This window comes from Brevundimonas sp. AC546 (genome assembly GCF_979258305.1).
In genome coordinates, this window is sequence record NZ_OZ409849.1 from 876,344 (window position 1) to 898,488 (window position 22,145).

The following is a 22,145-nucleotide window of genomic DNA, read 5'->3' on the forward strand; positions in this document are numbered from 1 at the left end:
CCCCGACCTTGCTCGTCGTTGTCATCCCCGACGACGCCCGAACGCCTTCAAGACGCAATTTCTCGTAAAGGATATTTCCCCATGAAGATCGCCTTGACCGCCCTGGCCTCCTCGCTGTTGCTGGCCGGCGCCGCGACGGCCCAACAAGCCCCGAGCGCGCCTCCCCCGCCGCCGCCGGTCGACCAACAAACGCCGCCAGATCCTGCGCCCCCGCCGACTTGGGATCCGAACGCCCCTGCGCCGCCCGCGCCGCCGGCTCCCCCGCCCGTCGAGGAGCCTGCGCCGCCGCCACCCCCCGAGCCGACGGAGCCCACCGATCCGGATGCGCCGGTCCCGCCCGCACCGCCGGCTCCCCCTGAGCCGCCGACCGCGCCCACGCCGCCGTCGGCCTGAGCCCGGAACTGAAAAGGCCCCGCGGAACGATCCGCGGGGCCTTTTTAGTTTAACGCGTCGCTCAACCAGCGAGCGACCGCGTCGCGAGCGTTAGCGACCAGCTGGGGGTTTGGGGGCCGCAGCCCCCAAGCATCAAAGACCCAGCTTGGCCTTCAGGATGTCGTTGACCGCCGCCGGATTGGCCTTGCCGCCAGTGGCCTTCATGACCTGACCGACGAACCAGCCGATGGCCTGGGGCTTGTCGGCCACGGCCGCCGCCTTGTCCGGGTTGGCGGCGATGATCTCGTCCACGGCCTTCTCGATGGCGCCGGTGTCGGTGACCTGTTTCAGCCCGTGCTTCTCGACCACCTCGGCCGGGGAGCCTTCGCCGTTCCAGACGTGATCGAACACCTCCTTGGCGATCTTGGACGAGATGACGTTCGTCTCGATCAGCTCCACCAGCTGCGCCACATGCGCCGCCGGCAGCGGGTTCTCGCTGAAGTCCTTGTTGTCGGCCGCCAGACGCGCCGAGACCTCGTTGGTGACCCAGTTCGAAACCAGCTTGGCATCACGGCCCTTGGCCGCCTCTTCGAAATAGTCCGCCTTGGCCTGTTCCGAGATCAGCACGATGGCGTCGTATTGCGACAGGCCATAGTCGGCCATCAGCCGCTTGCGCTTGTCGTCGGGCAGTTCGGGCAGGGACGCCTTGATCTCGGCGATCCAGGCCTCTTCCAAGTCCAGCGGCAGCAGGTCGGGATCGGGGAAATAGCGATAGTCCTGCGCCTCTTCCTTGGACCGCATCGACCGGGTCTCGCCGGCCGTGGGATCGTACAGACGCGTCTCCTGGGTGATCGAACCGCCGTCCTCCAGGATCTCTATCTGGCGGCGCGCCTCATACTGGATCGCCTGAGAAATGAAGCGGAAGCTGTTGACGTTCTTGATCTCGCAGCGCGTCCCCAGATAGCTGAAGTCGCCCGTCGCCTTGAACTTTTCATAGTTGCCGGCGCGGCACACCGACACGTTCACGTCGGCCCGCAGATTGCCCTTCTCCATGTCCCCGTCGCAGGTGCCCAGATAGATCAGGATGGTCCTGATCTTCTTCACATAGGCCACCGCCTCGTCCGGCGTGCGCAGGTCGGGGCGCGAGACGATCTCCATCAGCGCCGTGCCGGCCCGGTTCAGGTCGACATAGCTCTCGGTCGGCGACAGGTCGTGGATCAGCTTGCCCGCATCCTGCTCCAGGTGCAGCCGCTCGATGCCGACGTTGAAGAAGCTGCCGTCCTCGGCCTCCACCTCGACCACGCCTTCGCCCACGATGGGGTAATAGAGCTGGCTGATCTGATAGCCGGTCGGCAGGTCGGGATAGAAGTAGTTCTTGCGGTCGAACTGGCTGCGCTTGTTGATCTGCGCGTTCAGGCCCAGGCCGGTCTTCACCGCCTGTTCGACGCAGTGTTTGTTCAGCGTCGGCAGCATGCCGGGGAAGCCCGCATCCACCAGCGACACTTGCTCGTTCGGGCCCGCGCCGAAGCCGACGGCGGCGCCGGAGAACAGCTTGGCCTTCGACGCCACCTGGGCGTGGATTTCCAGCCCCATGACGATTTCCCAATCGCCCGTGCGGCCCTTGATGGTTTTCGAGTTCGTAGCGGTGTCGGTCATCCGTCCGTCCTAGCGCCCTCGTCGGCGGCGAGAAAGGGGGCTGTCTTGAGGATGTCGCGAAAGGCGATCAACTTGCGCCTCTCAACGGAGATTTCGATGACCAAGACCCTGTTCGCCGCCGCCGCGGCCGCTTCCCTGCTGCTGACAGGCGCCGCCTCGGCCCAGACCGCGCCTGTCCCGACACCCGCCCCGGAACACGAGAATCACGCCGCCCATCCCACCATCGACAGCTCCATCGAGGCCCTGATCGCCGATCCCGCGACCAAGGCGGTCCTGGACAAGCACCTGCCCGGCATCGACCAGCACCCCGCCTATGGCCAGTTCAAAGGCATGACCCTGCGCCAGGTCGCCCCCTATTCGGGCGGCAACATCACCGACGCCAAGATCGCCGCCATCGACACCGACCTGAAGGCGCTCCCGGCCGAGTAAATCCATCCTCACCCTCCCGTGGTCTTCAGGCGACGGGAGGGTGAGAGCTTACGGTGCCTGCCATCCGCGCCTGGACGCGTATCTCATCCAGAACCGTATCCAGCGCGCCCGTGACCTGCTCATTTCGAAACCGCAGCACAAACCAGCCCAGGGCTTCGATCTCCTGCTGCCGAACATGGTCGTTCAGGTGGACGTCATCCTGATCGTGAACCCCGCCGTCCAGTTCGATGACGAGACACACGGACTCACAAGCGAAGTCGGCGAAATAGCGCCCGACCGGATGCTGGCGACGAAACTTCAGCCCGTCCAGCCGACCACCCCGCAACGCCTTCCAGAGCAGCCTTTCCGCATGAGTCTCGCGCTGACGAAGCTCGCGAGCGAATCCCGTCGCCCGCGTCATCTCCCCTCTCCCGGAGGGAGAGGGCTTGAGCCTCCGAGAGCGAAGCGATCGGCAAGGCGAAAGGGTGAGGGGTTACGGTTTGAATGTTTCGTCACCGTCGCCACACCTTCCAGACCGTAACCCCTCACCCTCCCACGCCTGCGGCGCGGGCCCCTCCCTCTCCCTCTGGGAGAGGTATCTTTAAACTACCACCACTTGCCCGGCTTGGCCGTAAAGTCCGCCGCCCGTTCCAGCGCGGCGCCGACCTGGAACACGGTCGCCTCGTCCAGCGCCTTGCCGATGACCTGAAGACCCAGCGGCAGGCCGCCGGCGTCCACCCCTGCCGGCACCGAGATGCCAGGAAGGCCGGCCAAGTTGGTCGTCACCGTGAAGACGTCGTTCAGATACATGGTCAGCGGGTCGATCTGCTTGTCGCCCAGCGCAAACGCGGCCGACGGCGTCGACGGCGTCAGGATGGCGTCCACCTGACCCCAGACGTTGTCGAAGTCCTCGGCGATGCGGCGACGCACCTTCAGCGCCTTGACGTAATAGGCGTCGTAGAAGCCGGCCGACAGCACATAGGCGCCGATGGTCAGGCGACGCTGGACCTCCTTGCCGAAGCCCTCGGCGCGCGAGGTGGAATACAGGTCATCAAGCGACTTGAACTCTTCCGCCCGGTGCCCGAACCGCATGCCGTCGTAACGGGCCAGGTTGGACGAGGCCTCGGCCGGCGCGACGATATAATAGGTCGGCAGGGCGTATTTGGTGTGCGGCAGGCTGATCTCGACGATCTCGCACCCGGCGTCCTTCAACCAGGCCACGCCCTGGTCCCACAGGGACTGGATTTCGGCCGGCATCCCGTCCACGACATATTCGCGCGGCACGCCGATGCGCAGGCCCTTGACCGACTTGCCGACCGATTGCGTCCAGTCGGGCGTCGGGATGTCCAGGCTGGTCGAATCCTTGGCGTCGAACGAGCACATGGATTGCAGCAGCAGGGCCGCGTCCTCGACCGTCTTGGTGATCGGCCCGGCCTGGTCCAGCGAACTGGCGAAGGCCACCATGCCGAACCGGCTGGCGCGGCCATAGGTGGGCTTGATCCCGACCGTGCCGGTGAAGGCGGCGGGTTGGCGGATCGATCCGCCGGTGTCGGACGCCGTGGCGGCCAGGCACAGGTCGGCGGCGACGGCCGAAGCCGAACCGCCAGAAGACCCGCCCGGCGTCAGCTCGGCGTTGGAGTTCGCCGACTTCCACGGATTCTTGACCGGACCGAAGGCCGAGGTCTCGTTCGACGAGCCCATGGCGAACTCGTCCATGTTCAGCTTGCCCAGCATGACCGCTCCGTCGCGCCACAGATTGGCGGTGACAGTGCTTTCATACGGGGGCGTGAACCCACGCAGCATGTTGGAGCCGGCCGTGGTCTGCACGCCCTCGGTGCAGAACAGGTCCTTGATCCCCAGTGGCGCGCCTTCCAGCGCCCCGCCCTCGCCGGCCGCGATGCGGGCGTCGGACGCGCGGGCCATGTCCATGGCCTTGTCCGCCGTCACCTCGACATAGGCGTTCAGCGTCGGATTGGCGGCCTCGATATTGGTCAGGAAGGCCTGGGTGATTTCCTGGGACGAGAAGTCCTTCGACTTCAGGCCGTCCACAGCGGCCTTGAGGCTCAGTTTCGTAAGATCAGACATTCGCGCCAAACCCAAAATCCGTCACCCTCGGGCTTGTCCCGAGGGCCCACCGCGCCGCATCCGCCGCGCTTTGACGGCAGACGCCGCCATTCGAAGCCGCCATGGGCCCTCGGAACACGTCCGAGGGTGACGGGGAAAGAGAGATCGTCACTCAACCACCTTGGGCACGACGAAGAAGCCGTCGGCCGACTTCGGGGCGTTGGACAGGACGGCGTCGATCTTGTCGCCGTCGGTCACCACATCCTCGCGCAGGCGAAGAGGCTGGGCGACGTTCGAGGTCATCGGCTCCACGCCTTCGACATCCACCTGGTCCAACTGCTCGATCCAGGCCAGGATGCCGTTCAGCTCCTGCGCCAGCGGCTCCAGCCGGTCCTCGGGGGTCTTGATGCGGGCGAGATGCGCAACCTTGCGCACCGTCGCAGCGTCGATGGCCATGCGGCCCTCCAACACACAGAATGAAACGAAGCGGTCGGATTAGCCGCCCGCACAGGGATTCACAAGGATCAGACGCCGGGCGTTCGACGCCGCGTCACTGCGTCGTGCTGACATCGACCGCGTCCGGCGGCGTCTCGCCGTTCCAGGCGAAGTCGATCTGCACCGTCCGATCCGCCTTCAGAATATTCCCCTCCGGCCCGGCCGTGTCCTGACGCGCCGCCAGCACCACCCGTCCGGCCTTCGCCTCGACCACCCGCCATTCGGCGTAGTCGCCCAGCGGATAGACGCTCCAACCCTCGGCCGGGCCGCTCAACAGGGCGAAATAAGTCACTAGGCCGTTCACCGCCGGATCGCCGCCCGACAGGCTGAACACCTTGGCGCTCAGCGCCGGCAGGGCGTGGAACTGCGAGATGTCGGCCGCCGTGCCTATCTCCTCGCTGGGAATGACCGGATGACGCGCGGACGGACCGACAGGCCGGGTCGGCGCCTTGGTCACGGACATCGGTGTTGGCGCGGGCTGGGCGCCCGCCGTCTTGCGCGGCGTCTCGGCCGGCCCGCAGCCGCACAGACCCAGGGCCAGAACCACCGCCGCCGTCAGGAAAACCCCGCGCATTTCGCCGTCCTCCATCTTACTACGCCCACCATCGCCTTTGACTTAAGGCCGCGCCAGTCCTAACCGCAGCCCGTGCCCGTTCTCGACCTCCTCGACCTGCCCGCCGCCTGCCCGCCCGACACGCCGTGGATGGGACTGGATCTGGGCGAGAAGACCATCGGCGTCGCCGTGTCGGACTCCACCCGCCTGATCGCCTCGCCGCTGGAGCTGATCAGAAAGTCCAAGTTCACGCATGAAGCCGAGCAGCTGTTCAAGCTGATGGCCCATCGCAAGGTCTCGGCCCTGGTCATCGGCCTGCCCGCCAATATGGACGGCACCGAGGGGCCGCGCGCCCAGTCGTGCCGCGCCTTCGCCCGCAATCTGGAACGGCTGCGCCCGATCAACATCGCCTTCTGGGACGAGCGGCTGTCCACCAGCGCGGTCGAGCGGTTCCTGATCGAGGACCTGGACCTGAACCGCAAGCGCCGCGCCCAGGTCGTGGACCGCACCGCCGCCGCCTGGATCTTGCAGGGGGCGCTGGACCGGGTGCGTGATCAGGCGACCTGGGTTTGACGGCCCTGATCGCCGGCGTCCTGCCGGTCTTTCTGATGATCGCCCTGGGCTATGGGCTGCGAAAGTCCGGCTTCCTGCCCGACGAAGCCTGGCGGCCCATCGAGAAGCTGTCGATCAACATCTTCTATCCCAGCTTCCTGATCCCCGCGATCTGGCACGCGGACCTCGCCGGCGGCGGGGCGACCGTCGCGGGCGCGGCGGCGGTCGGGGCGACCTTGATCGTGGCGGCGGCGACGCTGGCGGCCAAGCCCCTGATCACCCTGGATGGCCCCGCCTACACCAGCGTCTTCCAGGGGGTGATCCGCTGGAACAGCTTCGTCTTCGTGCCTGTGATCCAGTCGGTGTATGGCTCCGAAGGCACCGCGCTGGCCGCCGTCGCCATCGCCTTCATCATCCCCGTCACCAACATCGCCTGCGTCGCCGTCCTGGCGAAGTGGGGTTCGTTGCGGCGCGAGCCTTCGATGCTGGGCCTGATCAAGTCGATGCTCGCCAACCCCATCCTGCTGGCCTGTCTGATCGGCCTGGCTTTGAACCTGCTGCGCGTGCCGCTGATCCCCGGCCTGTCCGACGCGCTGGACCTGCTGGGCGCCGCCGCATTACCGCTGGGCCTGATCGTCGCCGGAGCGGGCCTGTCGTTCGCCGAGGTAAAACGTCGCCGCACCACCATCGCCGCCGTGACCCTGGTCAAGCTGGGCGTCATGCCGCCCCTGATGTGGTTCATCGCTTGGGCGCTGGGCGGCGACAGCCTGGCCCAGGGGATCGCCCTGATCTGCGGCGCTGCGCCCGGCTCAGCCGCCTCCTACATCCTGGCGCGCCAGATGGGCGGCGACGCGCCCCTGATCGCCGGCGTCATCGCCCTGACCACCGTGGGCAGCGCCGTGGTCATCCCCATACTTCTGGCGCTGTTCCATTTCGTCTGACCTCGCGCCCAACACTGGCGTCCGGGGCGAGTCACGCCTATAGCCGCGTCTCGATGACCCAGCCCGCCCAAGTCACCGATCAGACCATCCACGACCGGCTGGTTCCGTTCCCCAAACCCCACTTCCTCGCCGCCTCGGACCTCAATCCGTTCGTGACGCCGCAGTTGCTGGATCTCGGCGACGCCTTCGTCGACTTCAACCGCCAATCCTCAAAGGCGCTGGACCTGCTGCACGGCCGCACGGTCGTGAACCTGTTCTTCGAGAACTCGACCCGCACCAGTTCCTCGTTCGAGATCGCCGCCAAGCGGCTGGGCGCCGATGTCGTGACCATGCCGGTCGGATCGTCGTCGGTGAAGAAGGGCGAGACCCTGATCGACACGGCGGTCACCCTGAACGCCATGAAGCCTGACATTCTGGTCATCCGCCACTCGGCCTCGGGCGCGGCGGAACTGCTCAGCCAGAAGGTCGGCTGCGCCGTCGTCAACGCCGGGGACGGCCGCCACGAACACCCAACCCAGGCCCTGCTGGACCTGCTGTCGATGCGCCGCGCCTTCGGCGATGTGACCAGCCTGACCGTCGCCATCTGCGGCGACATCACCCACAGCCGCGTGGCCCGCTCCAACGTCGCCCTGCTTCAGATGATGGGCGCGCGTGTGCGCCTGATCGGGCCGCCGACCCTGGTGCCCGGCGACGCCGACCGCTGGGGCTGCGAGGTCTTCCACGACATGCGCGAGGGCCTGCAGGGCTGCGACGTGGTCATGATGCTGCGGCTTCAGCTTGAGCGGATGGCCGGCGCCCTGGTGCCCTCGACCCGCGAATATTTCCGCTTCTGGGGCCTGGATCGCGAGAAGCTGGCCTGGGCCAAGCCTGGCGCCCGGGTCATGCACCCTGGGCCAATGAACCGGGGCGTCGAGATCGATTCCGACGTCGCCGACGACCTGGACGTCTCCCTGATCCAGGATCAGGTCGAGATGGGCGTCGCCGCCCGCATGGCCGTCCTGGCCTCCCTCTCCGCCCGTTGGGGAGACAAGTGATGGAAACCCATAACACCCGTCACCCTCGGGCTTGTCCCGAGGGCCTACGCGTCCGCCGCACGAGCGCCCGCCGCTCAGTCTCCGCCATCCAACAGCCGAGCCGCCCCCGCCGTGGGCCCTCGGGACAAGCCCGAGGGTGACGGGAATGAGTACGATCGCCATCATCAACGCCCGCCTGCTGGACCCCGCCACTGACTATGACGGCCCCGGCGGCCTCCTGATCGAGGACGGCCGCATCGTCCGCGTCGTCCACGGCGCCTCGCCCATCGACGCCGACCAGATCATCGACGCCGACGGCCTGTGCCTCGCGCCCGGTCTGATCGACATCCGCGTCAAGACCGGCGAACCGGGCGCAGAGCCCAAGGAGACGCTGAAGTCGGCCAGCCTGGCCGCCGCCGCCGGGGGCGTGACCACCATCGTCGTCCAGCCCGACACCGATCCCGCCGTCGACGACCCGGCGATGATCGACTTCATCCAGCGGCGTGGCGCAGCCCTGAACCTGGTCAATGTCCGCGCCGCCGGCGCCGCGACAAAGGCCCTGGACGGCCAGCGCATGGCCGAGATCGGCCTGATGGACGAGGCCGGCGCCCTGTATTTCACCGACGGCGACAAGGTGATCGTCAACAGCCGCACCCTGCAACGGGTGATGAGCTACGCCGCCGCCTTCAACGCCCTGATCGCCTGCCGCCCGTCCGATCCCTGGCTGACCGAAGGCGCCGTCGCCGCCTCCGGCGAACTGGCCACGCGTCTGGGCCTGTCCGGCAGCCCGGCCATCGCCGAGCGCATCGGGCTGGAACGCGATCTCGCTTTGGTCGAACAGACCGGCGCCCGGTTCCTGGTCGATCAGATCTCGACCGAGGGCGCGCTAGAGACCCTCGCCCGCGCCCGCGCCAAGGGGCTGGAGGTCGCGGTCAGCGTCTCGATCAACCACCTGTGCTTCAATGAGGTGGATATCGGCGACTATCGCACCTTCTACCGCCTCGACCCGCCGCTGCGCTCCGAGACGGATCGCCAGGCCCTGATCGAGGCCGTGCGCGAAGGCCTGATCGACGTCATCACCTCGGCCCACGCCCCCGCCCCCGCCGAGGACAAGCGCCGTCCCTTCGCCGAGGCCGCGCCCGGCGCCATCGGCCTGGAGACCCTGCTACCCGCCGCCCTGACCCTGCACCACGAAGACGGGCTGGACCTGCTGGATGTCCTGCGCCCCCTGACCCAGGGCCCCGCCGCCCTGCTGGGGCTCGACGCCGGCGTTCTGGCCGAAGGAGCCCCCGCCGACCTCGTTCTGTTCGACCTGGGCGCCCCCGTCATCGTCGACGCCGACGCCCTGCACTCCAAATCCAAGAACTCCCCGTTCGACGGCCGCAGGCTCCAGGGCAAGGTGATCGGAACCTGGGTGGGCGGTCGCAAGGTTCACTGACCCTCCGGCTTTCCGCCACATTCCGCCCTAGGCTCAACGACAGTGAAGCTTATCGGGGAATCGGTCATGACCATCTGGAAACGCACGGCCGGCTTGGGGCTGGTTCTGCTGGCGGGCGCCGTCATGGGCTGTTCGGAACGGGCCGACGCCCAGTCCTCGCCTGCGCCCGCCGCCGACGCCGAGGGCGCGCCCTATGTGCTGAAGGGCACCCAGGTCTGGACCGTGCCCGACCCCGTCTCCGGTCGGGAATACGAAGTCTTCGTCAGCCTACCCGCCAGCTACGAGAGCAATCCGCAACGCCGCTATCCGGTCCTGTATGTCACCGATGCCGACTACGCCTTCCCGATCCTTCGCCAGATCGCCCGGCGCGTGAACCTGGATGGCCCGGTGATCGAGGAGTTCATCCTCGTCGGCCTGTCCTATTCGCGCGGCGGCAGCGGCACCGTCAGCCGAAACCGCGACTACACGCCAACCGAAAACGGCCCGCGCAGCGCCAGCTCTCTCGTTCACGGCGGCGGCACCGCCTATCAGACCTATCTGAAGACCCAGGCCCTGCCCTTCGTCGAGAACCGCTTCCGCGTCGATCCCGCGCGCCGCATCCTGCTGGGCCATTCCTACGGCGGCCTGCTGGGCGCCCAGATCCTGTTCACCGACCCCGGCCTGTTCCACGCCTATGTCCTGGGCAGCCCGTCCTTTTGGTACGACAAACGTCACATCATGGGGATGGAGGCCGACTACGCCCGCTCCCACCGCGACCTGCCCGCCGATGTCTTCATGTACATCGGCGGCTGGGAAGTCCCCGGCCCCGACCGTCGCAACACCTCCGGCGCCGACATGGTTTCCGATGTCCGCAAGATGGAGCGCACCCTGAAATCGCGCGCCTATCCGGGCCTGACGGTCCGATCCACGGTTTTAGCCGACGAAGACCACCTGACCGTCGCCCCTCTCGGCTTCACCCGCGCCCTGATGGCGGTGCTGCCCGCAAAACCCTGATCAGCGCACCCGCTCGCACGTCGCCGCCTTGGCGACCTCGGCGCCCAGCACCGACTTGACCGCCAGCGGCGTGTCGGTGGCGATCACAGTCACGCCCTGGCGCACCAGGTCGCGGTATTCAGATACGTCGCCGTCGGCGGCGTAGCGGTCGTCGCGGCGCTCGCCTTCCCGGCCCAGGGTGCCGAACTGGACCTCCACCCCCGCCTGACGCAGCGCGCGCCACAGGGCCGGGCGTTCATCGCGCGTGCCCGTCCAGGCCAGGATCTGCGGCGCGTTCAGCCCCTGCAAATACTCCACGCCGCTCAGTCCAGCCGAGATCATCATCTCCGGCGCCATCGCCGCCACGGCCCGCGCGTCGGCCTCGTTATAGGTGATCAGGATCACCCGGTTCCCCGCCCGCGACCGGCGCACCTGATCGATCACCGCCCGCGCCAGATCGACGGTCGTCTCGCCGTCTGCGGGTTTCAGGTCGATGCTGGCGATGCCCCCGACCCGTCCGGCGGCGTCCAGCGCCTCGCCCAGGGTCGGCGGCACGGCGCGGGTCAGGGCGCCGTTCGAGGCCTTCAGCCGCGCCCGTTTCACCTGCGCCAGGGTCAGGTCCGCGACCCGGCCGCGCCCGGTGGTCGTCCGCTCCATCGTGTCGTCGTGCATCAGCACCAGATGCCGGTCTCTGGTCAGGACGGCGTCCAGTTCCAGGATCGCATTGGGAATGGCCCGCCCGGTCGCCTCGATGGCGGCGATGGAGTTCTCGGGCTGATCCAGCGCCGAGACCGCCCGGTGCGCCGAGATCGCCACGCCGCCATCGCGCACGCAGTCGAAATAGGCGGCCAGCGCCGGCCCGCCGACAGGCGTGGTGCGCGGAGGCGGGGCGCCGACGCAACCTGCCGTGGACAACAGCAAAACCACGGCGGCGGCGGCGGGGATTCGGGTCATTAATGCTCTCCGGCAAGGCGGGCGGACCAGACGCTGCGCCGATCATCGGGTCAAGAGGTCGGATCGCGCTTGCTCCGCGCCGCTCCCCGACGCATTTTGCCGCAACGACACGCGGGGAGCGAATCAACGTGCAGGATCTTGTGGCCCCGGCGCTCGGGACCTTGGCGCTCATCGCGCTGGGCGGCTATCTGCTCGGCTCGATTCCGTTCGGCGTGGTGATCACCCGCGCGGCCGGCGCCGGCGACGTTCGCAATATCGGCTCGGGCAATATCGGCGCGACCAATGTGCTGCGCACGGGCCGCAAGGATCTGGCCCTGGCCACCCTGCTGCTGGACGCCGGCAAGGGCGCCGCCGCCCTGCTTATCGCCCGCCATCTGTTCGACAGCGAGACTGCCGGCGCCATCGCCGGCGGCGCGGCCTTTCTGGGTCACCTCTTCCCCGTCTGGCTGAAGTTCAAGGGCGGCAAGGGCGTCGCGACCTTCTATGGCCTGTTGCTCGCCGCCGCCTGGCCGCTGGGCCTGATGGCTGGCGCCGTCTGGCTGCTCGCCGCCTTCCTGTTCCGTTATTCGTCGCTGGCGGCCCTGATCTCGGCGGCGACCGCGCCGCTGCTGGCCCTGCTGCCGCTCGCCGTCGTCGGCCTGCCGGTGGGCCTGCCCATCCTCGCTTTGACCGTCTTCGCCGCCGTCCTGATCTGGGTGCGTCACCACCAGAACATCGCCCGGCTGCTGAAGGGCGAGGAACCGCGCATCGGGGCCAAGAAGGCGTGAGCCTGAGCCCGGCCGAACGCTTCGCCCGGCTGCGGCTCGCCCGCACCGACCGCATCGGTCCCGTCACCTTCGCCCAACTCATCGGCCGCTACGGCTCCGCCGCCAGCGCGCTGGACGCCCTGCCCGATCTGGTGCGCAAGTCCGGCGCCGCCTCCACGCCTCCGCCGATCGAGGCGGTCGAGCGTGAACTGGCCGCCGGCGAGGCCATCGGCGCCCGCCTGCTGGTGCTGGGCGACGACGACTATCCCGAAATGCTGGCCGCGCTTGATCCGCCCCCGCCCATCCTGTGGACGCGCGGCCGCGCCGACCTGCTGAACCAGCCCTGCGTCGCCATCGTCGGCGCCCGCATCGCCTCGGCAGGCGGTCAGCGCATCGCGCGCGGCCTGGCGCAACAACTGGGTCAGGCCGGCCATGTCGTCGTCTCGGGCATGGCGCGCGGCATCGACGCCGCCGCTCACGAAGGAAGCATGGAGACCGGGACCGTCGCCGTCCTGGGCGGCGGGGTGAACGACATCTATCCCCCCGAACACGCCGACCTCTACGCCCGCCTGACGGACCAGGGCTGCATCGTCTCCGAAAGCCCCGTCGGCGCCCGCGCCCAGGCCAGAGACTTTCCCCGCCGCAATCGCATCATCTCGGGCCTGTCGCGCGGCGTCGTGGTGGTCGAGGCCGAGATCAAGTCCGGCTCCCTGATCACCGCCCGCCTCGCCGGGGAACAGGGGCGCGACGTCTTCGCCGTGCCCGGCTCGCCGCTGGACCCGCGAGCGCGCGGCCCCAACGAGCTTCTGCGTCAGGGCGCGATCCTGTGCGAGGGGATCGAGGACATCGACCGCGCCTTCAACACCCTGCGTACTCTGCGAGAGCCGCCTGCCGACCCGATGAGTTTTGACGCTGACATCGACGACGCCTTCCTCGACCGCGTCGCCGCCCTGCTCTCGCCCACCCCGACGCCGCGACGAGATCGCCCGCGCGTTGGCCGCTCCCGTCTCCCAGGTCGCCGCCGCCCTCTTGGAACTCAGCCTGACCGGCCGCGCCGACCTGCTGCCCGGTGGACTGGCCTCGGTCTAGGCCGGCGGATGGCCCGCGACGCCCGCGACCTGCTCCAGCAGACCCGCCAGCCGGCTGTCGCCCTCGTCGCGCGCCAGCCGGGCCATTTCCAGCGCCATGGCGCCGATGTATTCCCGCGTGGGAAAGGCCGCCGCCTCGACATCGGCGCGATGGGCCGTCTCGGAGGTCGATTGAGGGTGCGCCGTCGCCATGATCGTCTCCGTTGCCAAGCCTGCAATCTAACCGCGCTTCATTAAAACACAACTACCTTAGGCTGTAAGACGACAGGTGCGATTGACTCACGGCCCCGCTCCAACCACGTTCGCGCCCCTTCCCGAGACCGGACTGATATGAACCTCGTCATCGTCGAGAGCCCCGCAAAGGCCAAGACCATCAATAAGTATCTCGGCCCGGACTACGAAGTCCTGGCCTCCTACGGTCACGTCCGCGACCTGCCGTCCAAGGACGGCTCGGTCCTGCCCGACGACGACTTCTCCATGCACTGGGAGGCCGACGCCAAGGGCGCCAAACGCCTGTCCGAAATCGCCGAGGCCGCCAAGCGCGCCGACCGCGTCATCCTGGCGACCGACCCCGACCGCGAAGGGGAAGCGATCAGCTGGCACGTGCTGGAAGTGCTGAACAAGAAGAAGGTGCTGAAGGACACGCATGTCGAACGCGTCACCTTCAACGCCATCACCAAGTCCGCCGTCCTCGACGCCATGGCCGCCCCGCGTCAGATCGACATGGAGCTGGTGAACGCCTATCTGGCCCGCCGCGCGCTCGATTACCTCGTCGGCTTCACCCTCTCGCCGGTCCTGTGGCGCAAGTTGCCGGGCGCCCGCTCGGCCGGGCGCGTCCAGTCGGTCGCCCTGCGTATCGTCGTCGATCGCGAGATGGAGATCGAGAAGTTCAAGGCTCAGGAATACTGGTCCATCGAGGCCGACCTGAACGCCGACAGCCCGCCCTTCACCGCCCGCCTGGTCAAGCATGAGGGCAAGCGGGTCCAGCGTCTGGACATCAGGGACGAGGCGACGGCTGCGGCCGCCCGCGCGGCCATCGACGCCGGCGACTTCACGATCAACTCGGTCGAGAAGAAGCCGATCCGCCGCAACCCGGCGCCGCCCTTCACCACCTCGACCCTGCAGCAGGAAGCCTCGCGCAAGCTGGGCTTTTCCGCCCAGCGCACCATGCAGGCGGCGCAGAAACTGTATGAAGGCGTCGACGAAACCGGCGGCCTGATCACCTATATGCGGACCGACGGCGTCCAGACCACGCCCGAGGGCATCGCCCAGGCGCGCGAGGTCATCAGCCAGGCGTTCGGCCCCGCCTTCGTTCCGCAAGAACCCCGCTATTACAAGACCAAGGCCAAGAATGCTCAGGAAGCGCACGAAGCGATCCGGCCGACCAACATCGCCCGCCATCCCGATAGCGTACGCCTCGAATCCGATCTTCAGCGGCTCTACGAGCTGATTTGGAAACGGATGGTCGCTTCCCAGATGGAGGCCGCCCGCCTGGACCGCACCACGGTCGAGATCGAGACGCCCGACGGCCTGACCGGCCTGCGCGCCACCGGCCAGGTGGTCACCTTCGACGGCTTCATGGCCGTCTATGAGGAAGGCCGCGACGAAAAGCAGAAGGGCGCCGAAGAGGACGAGAGCGACGACACCAGCCGCCTGCCGGCCCTGAAGGAAGGCGCCAAGGCCAAGGTCGACGCCATCCGCACTGACCAGCATTTCACCGAACCGCCCCCCCGCTATTCGGAAGCCACCCTGGTCAAGAAGCTGGAAGAGCTGGGCATTGGTCGCCCCTCGACCTACGCCTCCACCCTGTCGACCCTGCGCGACCGCGAATACGTCCGCGTCGACAAGAACCGCTTCTATCCCGAAGACAAGGGACGGCTGGTCACGGCCTTCCTGGAGCAGTTCTTCGCCAAATGGGTCGAATACGACTTCACCGCCGCGCTGGAGACCCGTCTGGATGAAGTGTCCGCCGGTCAGCTGGACTGGAAGCTGCTGCTGCGCGAGTTCTGGCAGGACTTCCACGCCGCCACGCAAGCCGCCGGCGAACTGCGCACCACGGCCATCCTGGACGCCCTGAACGAAAGCCTGGGCGCCCACATCTTCCCGGCCAAGGAAGACGGATCCGATCCGCGCGAATGCCCCCTTTGCCACATCGGCCAGCTCAGCCTGAAGACCAGCCGGTTCGGCGCCTTCATCGGGTGCGAACGCTACCCCGAATGCAAATACACCCGCCCCGTCGCCAGCCCCTCTGCCGAGGACGGTTCGGCCGAGAGCGGCGACCGCGAACTGGGCATCGACCCGGAGACGGGCCAGCCGGTGCAGCTGAAGATCGGCCGTTTCGGCCCCTATGTCGAAATCACGCCGCCCGAGGGCGACAAGCCCAAACGCTCGTCCCTGCCCAAGGGTTGGTCGCCGGCCTCCCTATCTCTGGACCAGGCCCTGCGCCTGCTGGCCCTGCCGCGCGATGTCGGGGTCCACCCCGAGGACGGCAAGATGATCACGGCCGGCCTGGGCCGTTACGGCCCCTTCGTTCTGCACGCCGGCACCTACGCCAATGTCTCGGACATCGACGAGGTGTTCGAGGTCGGCCTGAACCGCGCCGTCGCCCTGCTGGCTGAAAAGCGCGCCGGCCGTCCCGGTCGCGGCGCCGCCACGGCCCCGCTCAAAGACCTGGGCGCCCACCCGGAAACGGGCGAGCCGATCCACGTCATGGCCGGCCGCTTCGGTCCCTACGTCAAGTCGGGCAAGATCAACGCCACCCTGCCCAAGGGCACGGCGCCCGAAGACCTGACCCTGGAAGACGCCCTGCCCCTGCTCGCCGCCAAGGCCGGCGCCGCGCCCAAGAAGAAGGCCCCGGCCAAGAAGGCCGCCGCCCCGAAAAAGGCCGCCGCCAAGAAACCGGCGGCGAAGAAGGCTCCCGCGAAGAAGGCCCCCGCTAAAAAGACCAAGACCGCCGAATAATCCCTTCTCCCCTCGGGGGAGAAGGTGGCTCGCGGAGCGAGACGGATGAGGGGGCTGCCACACGCAGTCTCCCCCTCACCGTCCCGAGGCGGACAGAACCCCCTCATCCGAGGCCTGCGGCCCCACCTTCTCCCCCAAGCGGAGAAGGACGCCGTCGTGCCTCATGGCGCGAATCCCCCCCGCCCCCTATCTTCCTGCCCTCATGCCTATCCGTCGCCTCTCCCCCGAAACCGTCAACCGCATCGCCGCCGGCGAGGTGGTCGAGCGGCCGGCCAGCGCCATCAAGGAACTGGTCGAGAACGCCCTGGACGCCGGCGGCCGCAATATCGAGATCCAGGCCGACGGCGGCGGCCTGTCGCGCATCCTGATCGCCGACGATGGCAAGGGCATCCCGCGCGCCGAACTGCCCCTGGCCATCGAACGCCACGCCACCTCCAAGCTGGAACCCGACGACGCCGGCGACGTGGACCTGCTGCGCATCCACACCCTGGGCTTCCGGGGCGAGGCCCTGCCCTCCATCGGCTCGGTCGCCCGCCTGTCGATCACCACCCGGTCACGGGACGAGACCGACGCCTGGGCCATCACGGTCGAGGGCGGCGAGACCCGCCCCCTGGCCCCCGCCCCCTTCCCCGGCCCGCACGGTGCGCGGGTCGAGGTGCGCGACCTCTTCTACGCCACCCCCGCCCGGCTCAAGTTCATGAAGTCCGAACGGTCCGAGGCCATGGCCATCTCGGAGGAGATCAAGCGCCAGGCCATGGCGCACGAGGCTGTCGCCTTCACCCTGTCGCTGGACGGCAAGGTCACCCTGCGCCTGCCCGCCGAACACCCCGGCGACGAGGGCCGGCTGAAACGCCTGTCCGCCCTGCTGGGTCGCGATTTCGAGGCCAACGCCCTGTTGATCGATCAGGAACGCGACGGCGTGCGCCTGTCGGGCTACGCCGGCCTGCCCACCTATTCGCGCGGCAATGCGGCGCATCAGTATCTGTTCGTCAACGGCCGCCCGGTGAAGGACCGCCTGCTGCAAGGGGCCCTGCGCGGCGCCTACGCCGACTTCCTGGCGCGGGACCGGCATCCGGCCGCCGTCCTCTTCCTCGACATCGACCCGCTCTACGTCGACGTCAACGTCCATCCCGCCAAGGCCGAGGTCCGGTTCCGCGATCCGGCCCTGGTGCGCGGCCTGATCGTCGGCGCCCTGAGGCACGCCCTCCACGCCGCCGGCCACCGCGCCTCCACCACCGTCGCCGCCGAAACCCTGTCCAGCTTCCAGCCCCACACCGGCCTGGGCTCAGGCCCCGCCTACAGCCCCAGCGCCCCCTCGGCGCAAGGCTTCAGCGGCTGGACCGGCTGGCCCCAGCCCGCCGCCGCCGCCCAAATCATCCCCGGCCTCAACGAACGCAGCGCCCGCGTCGAACCGTCCTGGGACGGCCCATCATGGCCGTCGCAACCCGCCCAAAACAGCGACCTCGCCACTCGCCACTCGCCACTCGCCACTCAACCTCAAGACCCCCTCGACTACCCCCTGGGCGCCGCGCGGGGCCAACTGCACGCCAACTACATCGTCGCCCAGACCCGCGACGGCCTGGTCATCGTCGATCAGCACGCGGCCCACGAGCGGCTGGTCTATGAGCGGATGAAGGCCCAGATGGCCGAGGGTTCCGTGACACGCCAGGCCCTGCTGACGCCAGAGGTCGTCGATCTGGACCCCGCCGAGGCCGAACGCGTCGCCTCGCGCGCCGAGGAACTGGCCGAGATGGGCCTGATCGTCGAGGCCTTCGGCGCCGGCGCCGTCCTGGTGCGCGAGACCCCGGCCATGCTGGGCGACACCGATGTTCAGGGTCTGATCCGCGACATCGCCGACGATCTGTCCGAACACGGCCAGGCCCTGTCGCTCAAGGAACGCCTCGCCGCCATCTGCGGCACAATGGCCTGCCACGGCAGCGTCCGCTCCGGCCGCGTCCTCTCGGCCCCCGAAATGAACGCCCTTCTCCGCCAGATGGAAGCCACCCCCCACTCCGGCCAATGCAACCACGGGAGACCCACCTATGTGGAGCTGAAGCTGCACGATCTGGAGAAGCTGTTTGGGCGGCGGTGAGAAAACACAACCGATTAACCCATTAACACCGCGTCATGGTAGAATTGCCGAGCGCAACCTTGCGTGGGAGGGTCGATGCCAGTTCCGAACTTTACAATCCACGGAGTACTGCCACCGTACATTGGCCCGAATGGGCCAGGTGGCCATCCTTCTGACATGTCGCCATTTGAAGCGACGGTCTTGGAAGTTGCGCAGCGGTTTTCATCAACGACCGAAAGAAGAGCAATTATTCGCGATTGGCTCCAACATCGAGCGGAGATGGTGGCGCTAGGCTTCCAAAATGGCTTTCAGTGGATTGATGGAAGCTTCGTAGAAGACAAAGTGCCAGCCGACATAGATGTGATCACTTTCTTTAGGCGCCCGACGGGACACAAGAGCGACCATGACATCGCGACTTTGTTCGCAACCGAAGTTGATGTGCTACGTCGTCCCGGCATAAAGGCCAGGGTCAAGGTTGACGCAATGTTTGTCGATCTCGACGCCACTCCCGAACGAATTGTTCAGTTGACGCGCTACTACGGAAGTCTTTTCTCGCACCGTCGAGGAGATGATCTTTGGAAAGGCATGGTCAGCGTGCCAATGGACACCACTACCGACGCTGATGCGATTGCCTTGCTGGACGCATTCGATGTTGCTGACGCCCAACAATCGGCACAGGAGGTTGAATCGTGAAAGCACGGCAAAGGCTTGAGCGAGATCGGCTGAAAGCCGAGGAAGCAGCGCTGATCCGAATGTCGGAAGGGCTTGCAGCTAGCGACATTGTCATGCGCCTGGGCATTGAAGACCAGCTCGCGGATCTGCAGGAAAAACTTAGAAATGTTGGCGACGCTGCTGGAGAGCTCGCATCTGCGGCCTTGTTTTTCGGGGGCGCACCTGTCGTTGGCAACCGGGGAATCGAGAGCGAGTTTGGGACGCGAGCGGTCTCTATTTTTCAAGACTTGGTGGCCAAGCAGATGGCTCACGAGACTGGGGGTTTGGGCCAACGAGGAATAGTGCCAAATAAGGGTTCCGCGCGACTCCATATTACTGATGTTGTCAGAGGCTCTTTTGGATTCGTTCTTGAAGAAATCGATAGCCAAACAGCTTTAATTGACTCGTCACTTAAGGACAGCGTCGATCATGTCTCAGATCTAATCGCCGCATTTGGTGAGGATGATGAAGAGCGCTTTCAAGCCGCGGTCTTGGAGTCTGACGAAAGAGTCTTGGCGACTGCAAAGACCTTTTTTGAGCACATGAGAATTGCCGGAGCGACCTTCCGAATTGTTAGCGGGGACAAGGACAGATCACTCTCTTCTCCTGCCATTGCGCGGGCGGAGACTCGAGCAACAATCACAACCGTTAGTGACGGAGAAGAAGATATCGTCGGCGTTTTCTCGTCGGCTCTGCCGGAAGGTCATCAAATGGAGTTCAGAACAGACGGTCCAAGAGGAACGGTTCGCGGCAGAATGTCGAAAGCATTTACCGCAGATGCGATCGTCGATCTCAATCGGAAATGGATGGAACATCGAGCCATTGGTAAATTCCAAGTCCGAAAAATACTAAAGGAAGGCGCGATAGTACGAGAGACATTCACGCTTATCAGTTTAAAAGACCCTCCCCTATAAGAACTTCTTCGTACTCATCATCCATTGCTTGAAACTTTGCCCTCCATCCTCTTCGTCTGCCTCGGCAACATCTGTCGCTCGCCCCTCGCCGAGGCCGCCCTGCGCGCCGAGGCTGAGCGGCTCCGTCTCGATCTGATCGTCGATTCCGCCGGGACCGGGGACTGGCATGCGGGCGAGCCGCCGGACCCGAGGGCGCAGGCGACGGCGCGGCGGCATGGGGCCGAGATCTCGGGGTTGCGGGCGCGGCAGGTGACGCAGGCCGATTTCCGCCGCTTCACCCATGTGGTGGCCCTGGACCACGACAATCTTGAGAACCTGCGCCAGCTGGCGCCCAAGGACGACGAGGGGGGCGCGACCGCCGAACTCAGCCTGCTGCTCGACCACGTCCCCGGCCGCGAGGGCCAGGCCGTGACCGATCCCTATTTCGGCGACGACGCCGGGTTCGAGATCACCTGGGCCGAGGTGACGGCCGCCGCGCGCGGCCTGGTCGAAAAGCTGTAACCCTCTCCCGTTGGGAGAGGGCTTGAGGCTCGCAGAGCGCAGCGATGCGCCAAGCCGAAAGGGTGAGGGTCGGGCGTCGGACTTGAGTTCCTGCGGCGGCTGACGCCGACGGATAGACCCGACCCTCATCCGGCCCTTCGGGCCACCTTCTCCCAACGGGAGAAGGACAGGACACGCCCACGTCCGCATTTGACGTAGCGTTGGTTTACGGCTGCGGTCATGACCGACGTTTACCGCATCCGCGCCGCTCAAACCTGGGCCCAAGCCCGCGCCGACTATCTGTCCGGCCTCAGCGCCGAGGCCGTGTGTCGCCGCCACGACCTGGGCCTGTCCGCCTTTCGCCGTCGCGCCCGCAAATACGGCTGGCGGCGCAGCGACCAGGTCGAGCCGCCGCCCGGCGAGCTCGACCTCGGTCTCTATGCCGACATGGACATGGACGACCTGGCCCGCACCGCGCGCCTGCGTTTCGCCGAGGCGATCGAGAGCGGGCGCGCGACGGACGCCCGCCGCTGGCGCGGTCTGGCCGACGATCTGATCCGCGAATCCCGCGAGTTCGACAAGGACCTCTTCAGGGGCATGAGCCGCGAGGAGGTCCGCGCCGCGCGCGACGAAATGCGGCGCGAGGTCGAACAGGAGGACGAGGCCCTGCTGGGACCGCCGCCCGAGGACTGACGCGGTTGCGACCCGCTCGCAAAAATCTGCACTAAAGTGCACTCAAAAAAATTTGGAGTGCACTTTTCCCGCTCAGGCGGTCGGGGCCAGGGCCTTCAGGAACAGCACCCGCGCCGCGCCATAGTCGCGCGCGTCCAGCCGCCGATAGCCGGGCGTGTCGATCTCCGGCTCGTCCGACCCGCGCTCGAACACCACCAGGGCGCCGGGCTTGAGCCAGTTCCCCTCCAGCAGCCGCAGCAGCGTCTGCTCGCCTAGCCCCTTGCCATAGGGCGGGTCCAGAAAGGCGATGTCGAAGGCCTCGCCGTCCGATCCGGGCCGGACGCCCAGGTCCGTGGCGCTGCGCCGATGCACGCGGGTGCGGCCCATCACCCCATAGGCGTCGGCGTTCTCGCGGATGGCGCCCCGCGCCCCGTCGTCGGTCTCCACGAACAGGCAGAAGCCCGCCCCCCGGCTGACGGCCTCGAACCCCAGGGCGCCCGATCCGGCGTACAGGTCGATGACCCGCGCACCCTGCAGGCTCTCCGCCCACGCGGCGTGCTCCAGCACATTGAATACCGCCTGCCGCGCGCGGTCCGAGGTCGGGCGCGTGCCCTGCCCCTCCGGCGCGACGATCGCTCGGCCCTTCAGGCTTCCGGCGACGATCCGCATCAGGCCTCAGGCGGCGCGAACTGCGCCCACAGCTGTTCGGTGGTCAGGCGCGGCCGGTCGCCCGCCAGCGCATAGCCGTCCGGCTTGCTCTCGATGCAGAACTCATCCTCCAGCGCGAAGACCGTCGGATCGTCGAACGCCTGGGCCGAGACCATGGTGATCGCGCCGTCGTTCGACCGCCAGAACAGGCCGGTCCCGCAGGCCGGGCAGAACTGCCGCGTCGCCCAGTCGGACGAGACATAGGTCGCCACATCCCCCTGGACCTCGACGCTGTCGCCGCAATCGACGCTGAACAGGATGCCGCCCGACTGCCGCCGGCAGGTGGGGCAATGGCAGGCGTGCATGCCGCCGTTAGGCGTGGCGGTGAAGGTCGCAGCGCCGCACAGGCACCGGCCGGACAGGCGTGCATCCATCG

23 protein-coding genes and 1 pseudogene are annotated in these 22,145 nt (G+C 67.3%); 15 read left to right on the forward strand and 9 right to left on the reverse strand.

What is annotated here, in order from left to right:
* Positions 1-81: 81 nt before the first annotated feature.
* The gene (locus tag ACZZZD_RS04365) at positions 82-393 is read left to right on the forward strand and encodes a hypothetical protein (protein WP_463432977.1); all 312 of its coding nucleotides are present in this window, start codon (positions 82-84) and stop codon (positions 391-393) included.
* A gap of 132 nt (positions 394-525) precedes the next feature.
* On the opposite strand, the gene gatB is transcribed toward ACZZZD_RS04365, so the two are convergent.
* Positions 526-2,028 carry an Asp-tRNA(Asn)/Glu-tRNA(Gln) amidotransferase subunit GatB gene (gene gatB / locus ACZZZD_RS04370; RefSeq protein ID WP_463432979.1) on the reverse strand — a complete coding sequence of 501 codons (1,503 nt, stop codon included), beginning with the start codon at positions 2,026-2,028 and terminating at the stop codon, positions 526-528.
* A gap of 96 nt (positions 2,029-2,124) precedes the next feature.
* On the opposite strand from gatB, the gene ACZZZD_RS04375 reads away from it, so the two are divergent.
* Positions 2,125-2,457: a hypothetical protein gene (locus ACZZZD_RS04375; RefSeq protein ID WP_463432981.1), complete on the forward strand. Its 333-nt coding sequence runs from the start codon at positions 2,125-2,127 to the stop codon at positions 2,455-2,457.
* A 25-nt stretch (positions 2,458-2,482) separates the two neighbouring features.
* Here ACZZZD_RS04375 and ACZZZD_RS04380 read toward each other — a convergent pair whose 3' ends face one another.
* From ACZZZD_RS04380 to ACZZZD_RS04395, 4 genes are all read right to left on the reverse strand, one after another.
* Positions 2,483-2,857 (reverse strand): endonuclease domain-containing protein, encoded by a 375-nt coding sequence (locus ACZZZD_RS04380; protein WP_463432983.1) that lies wholly within the window; start codon positions 2,855-2,857, stop codon positions 2,483-2,485.
* Positions 2,858-3,042: 185 nt separating this feature from the next.
* The gene (gene gatA / locus ACZZZD_RS04385) at positions 3,043-4,521 is read right to left on the reverse strand and encodes an Asp-tRNA(Asn)/Glu-tRNA(Gln) amidotransferase subunit GatA (protein WP_463432985.1); all 1,479 of its coding nucleotides are present in this window, start codon (positions 4,519-4,521) and stop codon (positions 3,043-3,045) included.
* A 147-nt stretch (positions 4,522-4,668) separates the two neighbouring features.
* Entirely contained in the window at positions 4,669-4,956 is a 288-nt protein-coding gene (gene gatC / locus ACZZZD_RS04390) for an Asp-tRNA(Asn)/Glu-tRNA(Gln) amidotransferase subunit GatC (RefSeq protein ID WP_135195387.1), read from the reverse strand.
* Between the two features lie 94 nt (positions 4,957-5,050).
* Positions 5,051-5,569: a hypothetical protein gene (locus ACZZZD_RS04395; RefSeq protein ID WP_463432987.1), complete on the reverse strand. Its 519-nt coding sequence runs from the start codon at positions 5,567-5,569 to the stop codon at positions 5,051-5,053.
* Between the two features lie 72 nt (positions 5,570-5,641).
* Here ACZZZD_RS04395 and ruvX point away from each other — a divergent pair, with 72 nt between their 5' ends.
* The 5 genes from ruvX to ACZZZD_RS04420 all read left to right on the forward strand — a co-directional run bounded on the left by ruvX (position 5,642) and on the right by ACZZZD_RS04420 (position 10,485).
* Positions 5,642-6,121 (forward strand): Holliday junction resolvase RuvX, encoded by a 480-nt coding sequence (ruvX, locus tag ACZZZD_RS04400; RefSeq protein ID WP_463432989.1) that lies wholly within the window; start codon positions 5,642-5,644, stop codon positions 6,119-6,121.
* Entirely contained in the window at positions 6,118-7,041 is a 924-nt protein-coding gene (locus ACZZZD_RS04405) for an AEC family transporter (protein ID WP_463432991.1), read from the forward strand. The genes ruvX and ACZZZD_RS04405 overlap by 4 nt, the downstream gene beginning before the upstream one ends.
* 53 nt (positions 7,042-7,094) lie before the next feature.
* Entirely contained in the window at positions 7,095-8,075 is a 981-nt protein-coding gene (locus tag ACZZZD_RS04410) for an aspartate carbamoyltransferase catalytic subunit (RefSeq protein WP_463432993.1), read from the forward strand.
* 145 nt (positions 8,076-8,220) lie between these two features.
* Complete coding sequence (pyrC, locus tag ACZZZD_RS04415) at positions 8,221-9,492, forward strand: dihydroorotase (protein WP_463432995.1); 1,272 nt, start codon at positions 8,221-8,223, stop codon at positions 9,490-9,492.
* A 66-nt stretch (positions 9,493-9,558) separates the two neighbouring features.
* Positions 9,559-10,485, forward strand: coding sequence for a DUF3693 domain-containing protein (locus ACZZZD_RS04420; RefSeq protein ID WP_463432997.1), 927 nt, complete (start codon positions 9,559-9,561; stop codon positions 10,483-10,485).
* Here the strand turns inward: ACZZZD_RS04420 and ACZZZD_RS04425 are convergent, their stop codons facing one another.
* Positions 10,486-11,418, reverse strand: a complete 933-nt coding sequence (locus ACZZZD_RS04425) for a glycerophosphodiester phosphodiesterase family protein (protein ID WP_463432999.1) — start codon at positions 11,416-11,418, stop codon at positions 10,486-10,488.
* A 128-nt stretch (positions 11,419-11,546) separates the two neighbouring features.
* Here ACZZZD_RS04425 and plsY point away from each other — a divergent pair, with 128 nt between their 5' ends.
* Positions 11,547-12,185 (forward strand): glycerol-3-phosphate 1-O-acyltransferase PlsY, encoded by a 639-nt coding sequence (gene plsY, locus ACZZZD_RS04430; RefSeq protein ID WP_463433001.1) that lies wholly within the window; start codon positions 11,547-11,549, stop codon positions 12,183-12,185.
* Positions 12,182-13,253 (forward strand): annotated as a pseudogene (dprA, locus tag ACZZZD_RS04435) (DNA-processing protein DprA). The gene plsY and the pseudogene dprA overlap by 4 nt, the downstream one beginning before the upstream one ends.
* Here dprA and ACZZZD_RS04440 read toward each other — a convergent pair.
* Positions 13,250-13,444, reverse strand: a complete 195-nt coding sequence (locus ACZZZD_RS04440) for a hypothetical protein (RefSeq protein ID WP_463433003.1) — start codon at positions 13,442-13,444, stop codon at positions 13,250-13,252. The pseudogene dprA and the gene ACZZZD_RS04440 overlap by 4 nt on opposite strands.
* A gap of 138 nt (positions 13,445-13,582) precedes the next feature.
* Here ACZZZD_RS04440 and topA point away from each other — a divergent pair, with 138 nt between their 5' ends.
* The 6 genes from topA (at position 13,583) to ACZZZD_RS04470 (ending at position 21,082) form a co-directional block, all read left to right on the forward strand.
* Positions 13,583-16,213 carry a type I DNA topoisomerase gene (gene topA / locus ACZZZD_RS04445; RefSeq protein WP_463433005.1) on the forward strand — a complete coding sequence of 877 codons (2,631 nt, stop codon included), beginning with the start codon at positions 13,583-13,585 and terminating at the stop codon, positions 16,211-16,213.
* 202 nt (positions 16,214-16,415) lie between these two features.
* Positions 16,416-18,305, forward strand: coding sequence for a DNA mismatch repair endonuclease MutL (gene mutL / locus ACZZZD_RS04450; RefSeq protein ID WP_463433007.1), 1,890 nt, complete (start codon positions 16,416-16,418; stop codon positions 18,303-18,305).
* 75 nt (positions 18,306-18,380) lie between these two features.
* Entirely contained in the window at positions 18,381-18,977 is a 597-nt protein-coding gene (locus ACZZZD_RS04455; RefSeq protein WP_463433008.1) for a DUF6932 family protein, read from the forward strand.
* Positions 18,974-19,909, forward strand: coding sequence for a hypothetical protein (locus tag ACZZZD_RS04460; RefSeq protein WP_463433010.1), 936 nt, complete (start codon positions 18,974-18,976; stop codon positions 19,907-19,909). The genes ACZZZD_RS04455 and ACZZZD_RS04460 overlap by 4 nt, the downstream gene beginning before the upstream one ends.
* Positions 19,910-19,945: 36 nt before the next feature.
* Entirely contained in the window at positions 19,946-20,410 is a 465-nt protein-coding gene (locus ACZZZD_RS04465) for a low molecular weight protein-tyrosine-phosphatase (protein WP_463433012.1), read from the forward strand.
* Positions 20,411-20,629: 219 nt separating this feature from the next.
* Positions 20,630-21,082 carry a hypothetical protein gene (locus ACZZZD_RS04470; RefSeq protein WP_463433014.1) on the forward strand — a complete coding sequence of 151 codons (453 nt, stop codon included), beginning with the start codon at positions 20,630-20,632 and terminating at the stop codon, positions 21,080-21,082.
* Positions 21,083-21,154: 72 nt separating this feature from the next.
* On the opposite strand, the gene rsmD is transcribed toward ACZZZD_RS04470, so the two are convergent.
* On the reverse strand, positions 21,155-21,730 hold the full coding sequence (rsmD, locus tag ACZZZD_RS04475; RefSeq protein WP_463433016.1) for a 16S rRNA (guanine(966)-N(2))-methyltransferase RsmD: 576 nt from the start codon (positions 21,728-21,730) through the stop codon (positions 21,155-21,157).
* Positions 21,730-22,143, reverse strand: a complete 414-nt coding sequence (locus ACZZZD_RS04480; RefSeq protein ID WP_463433018.1) for a GFA family protein — start codon at positions 22,141-22,143, stop codon at positions 21,730-21,732. Before ACZZZD_RS04480 ends, rsmD begins: the two co-directional genes overlap by 1 nt.
* Positions 22,144-22,145 lie beyond the last annotated feature (2 nt).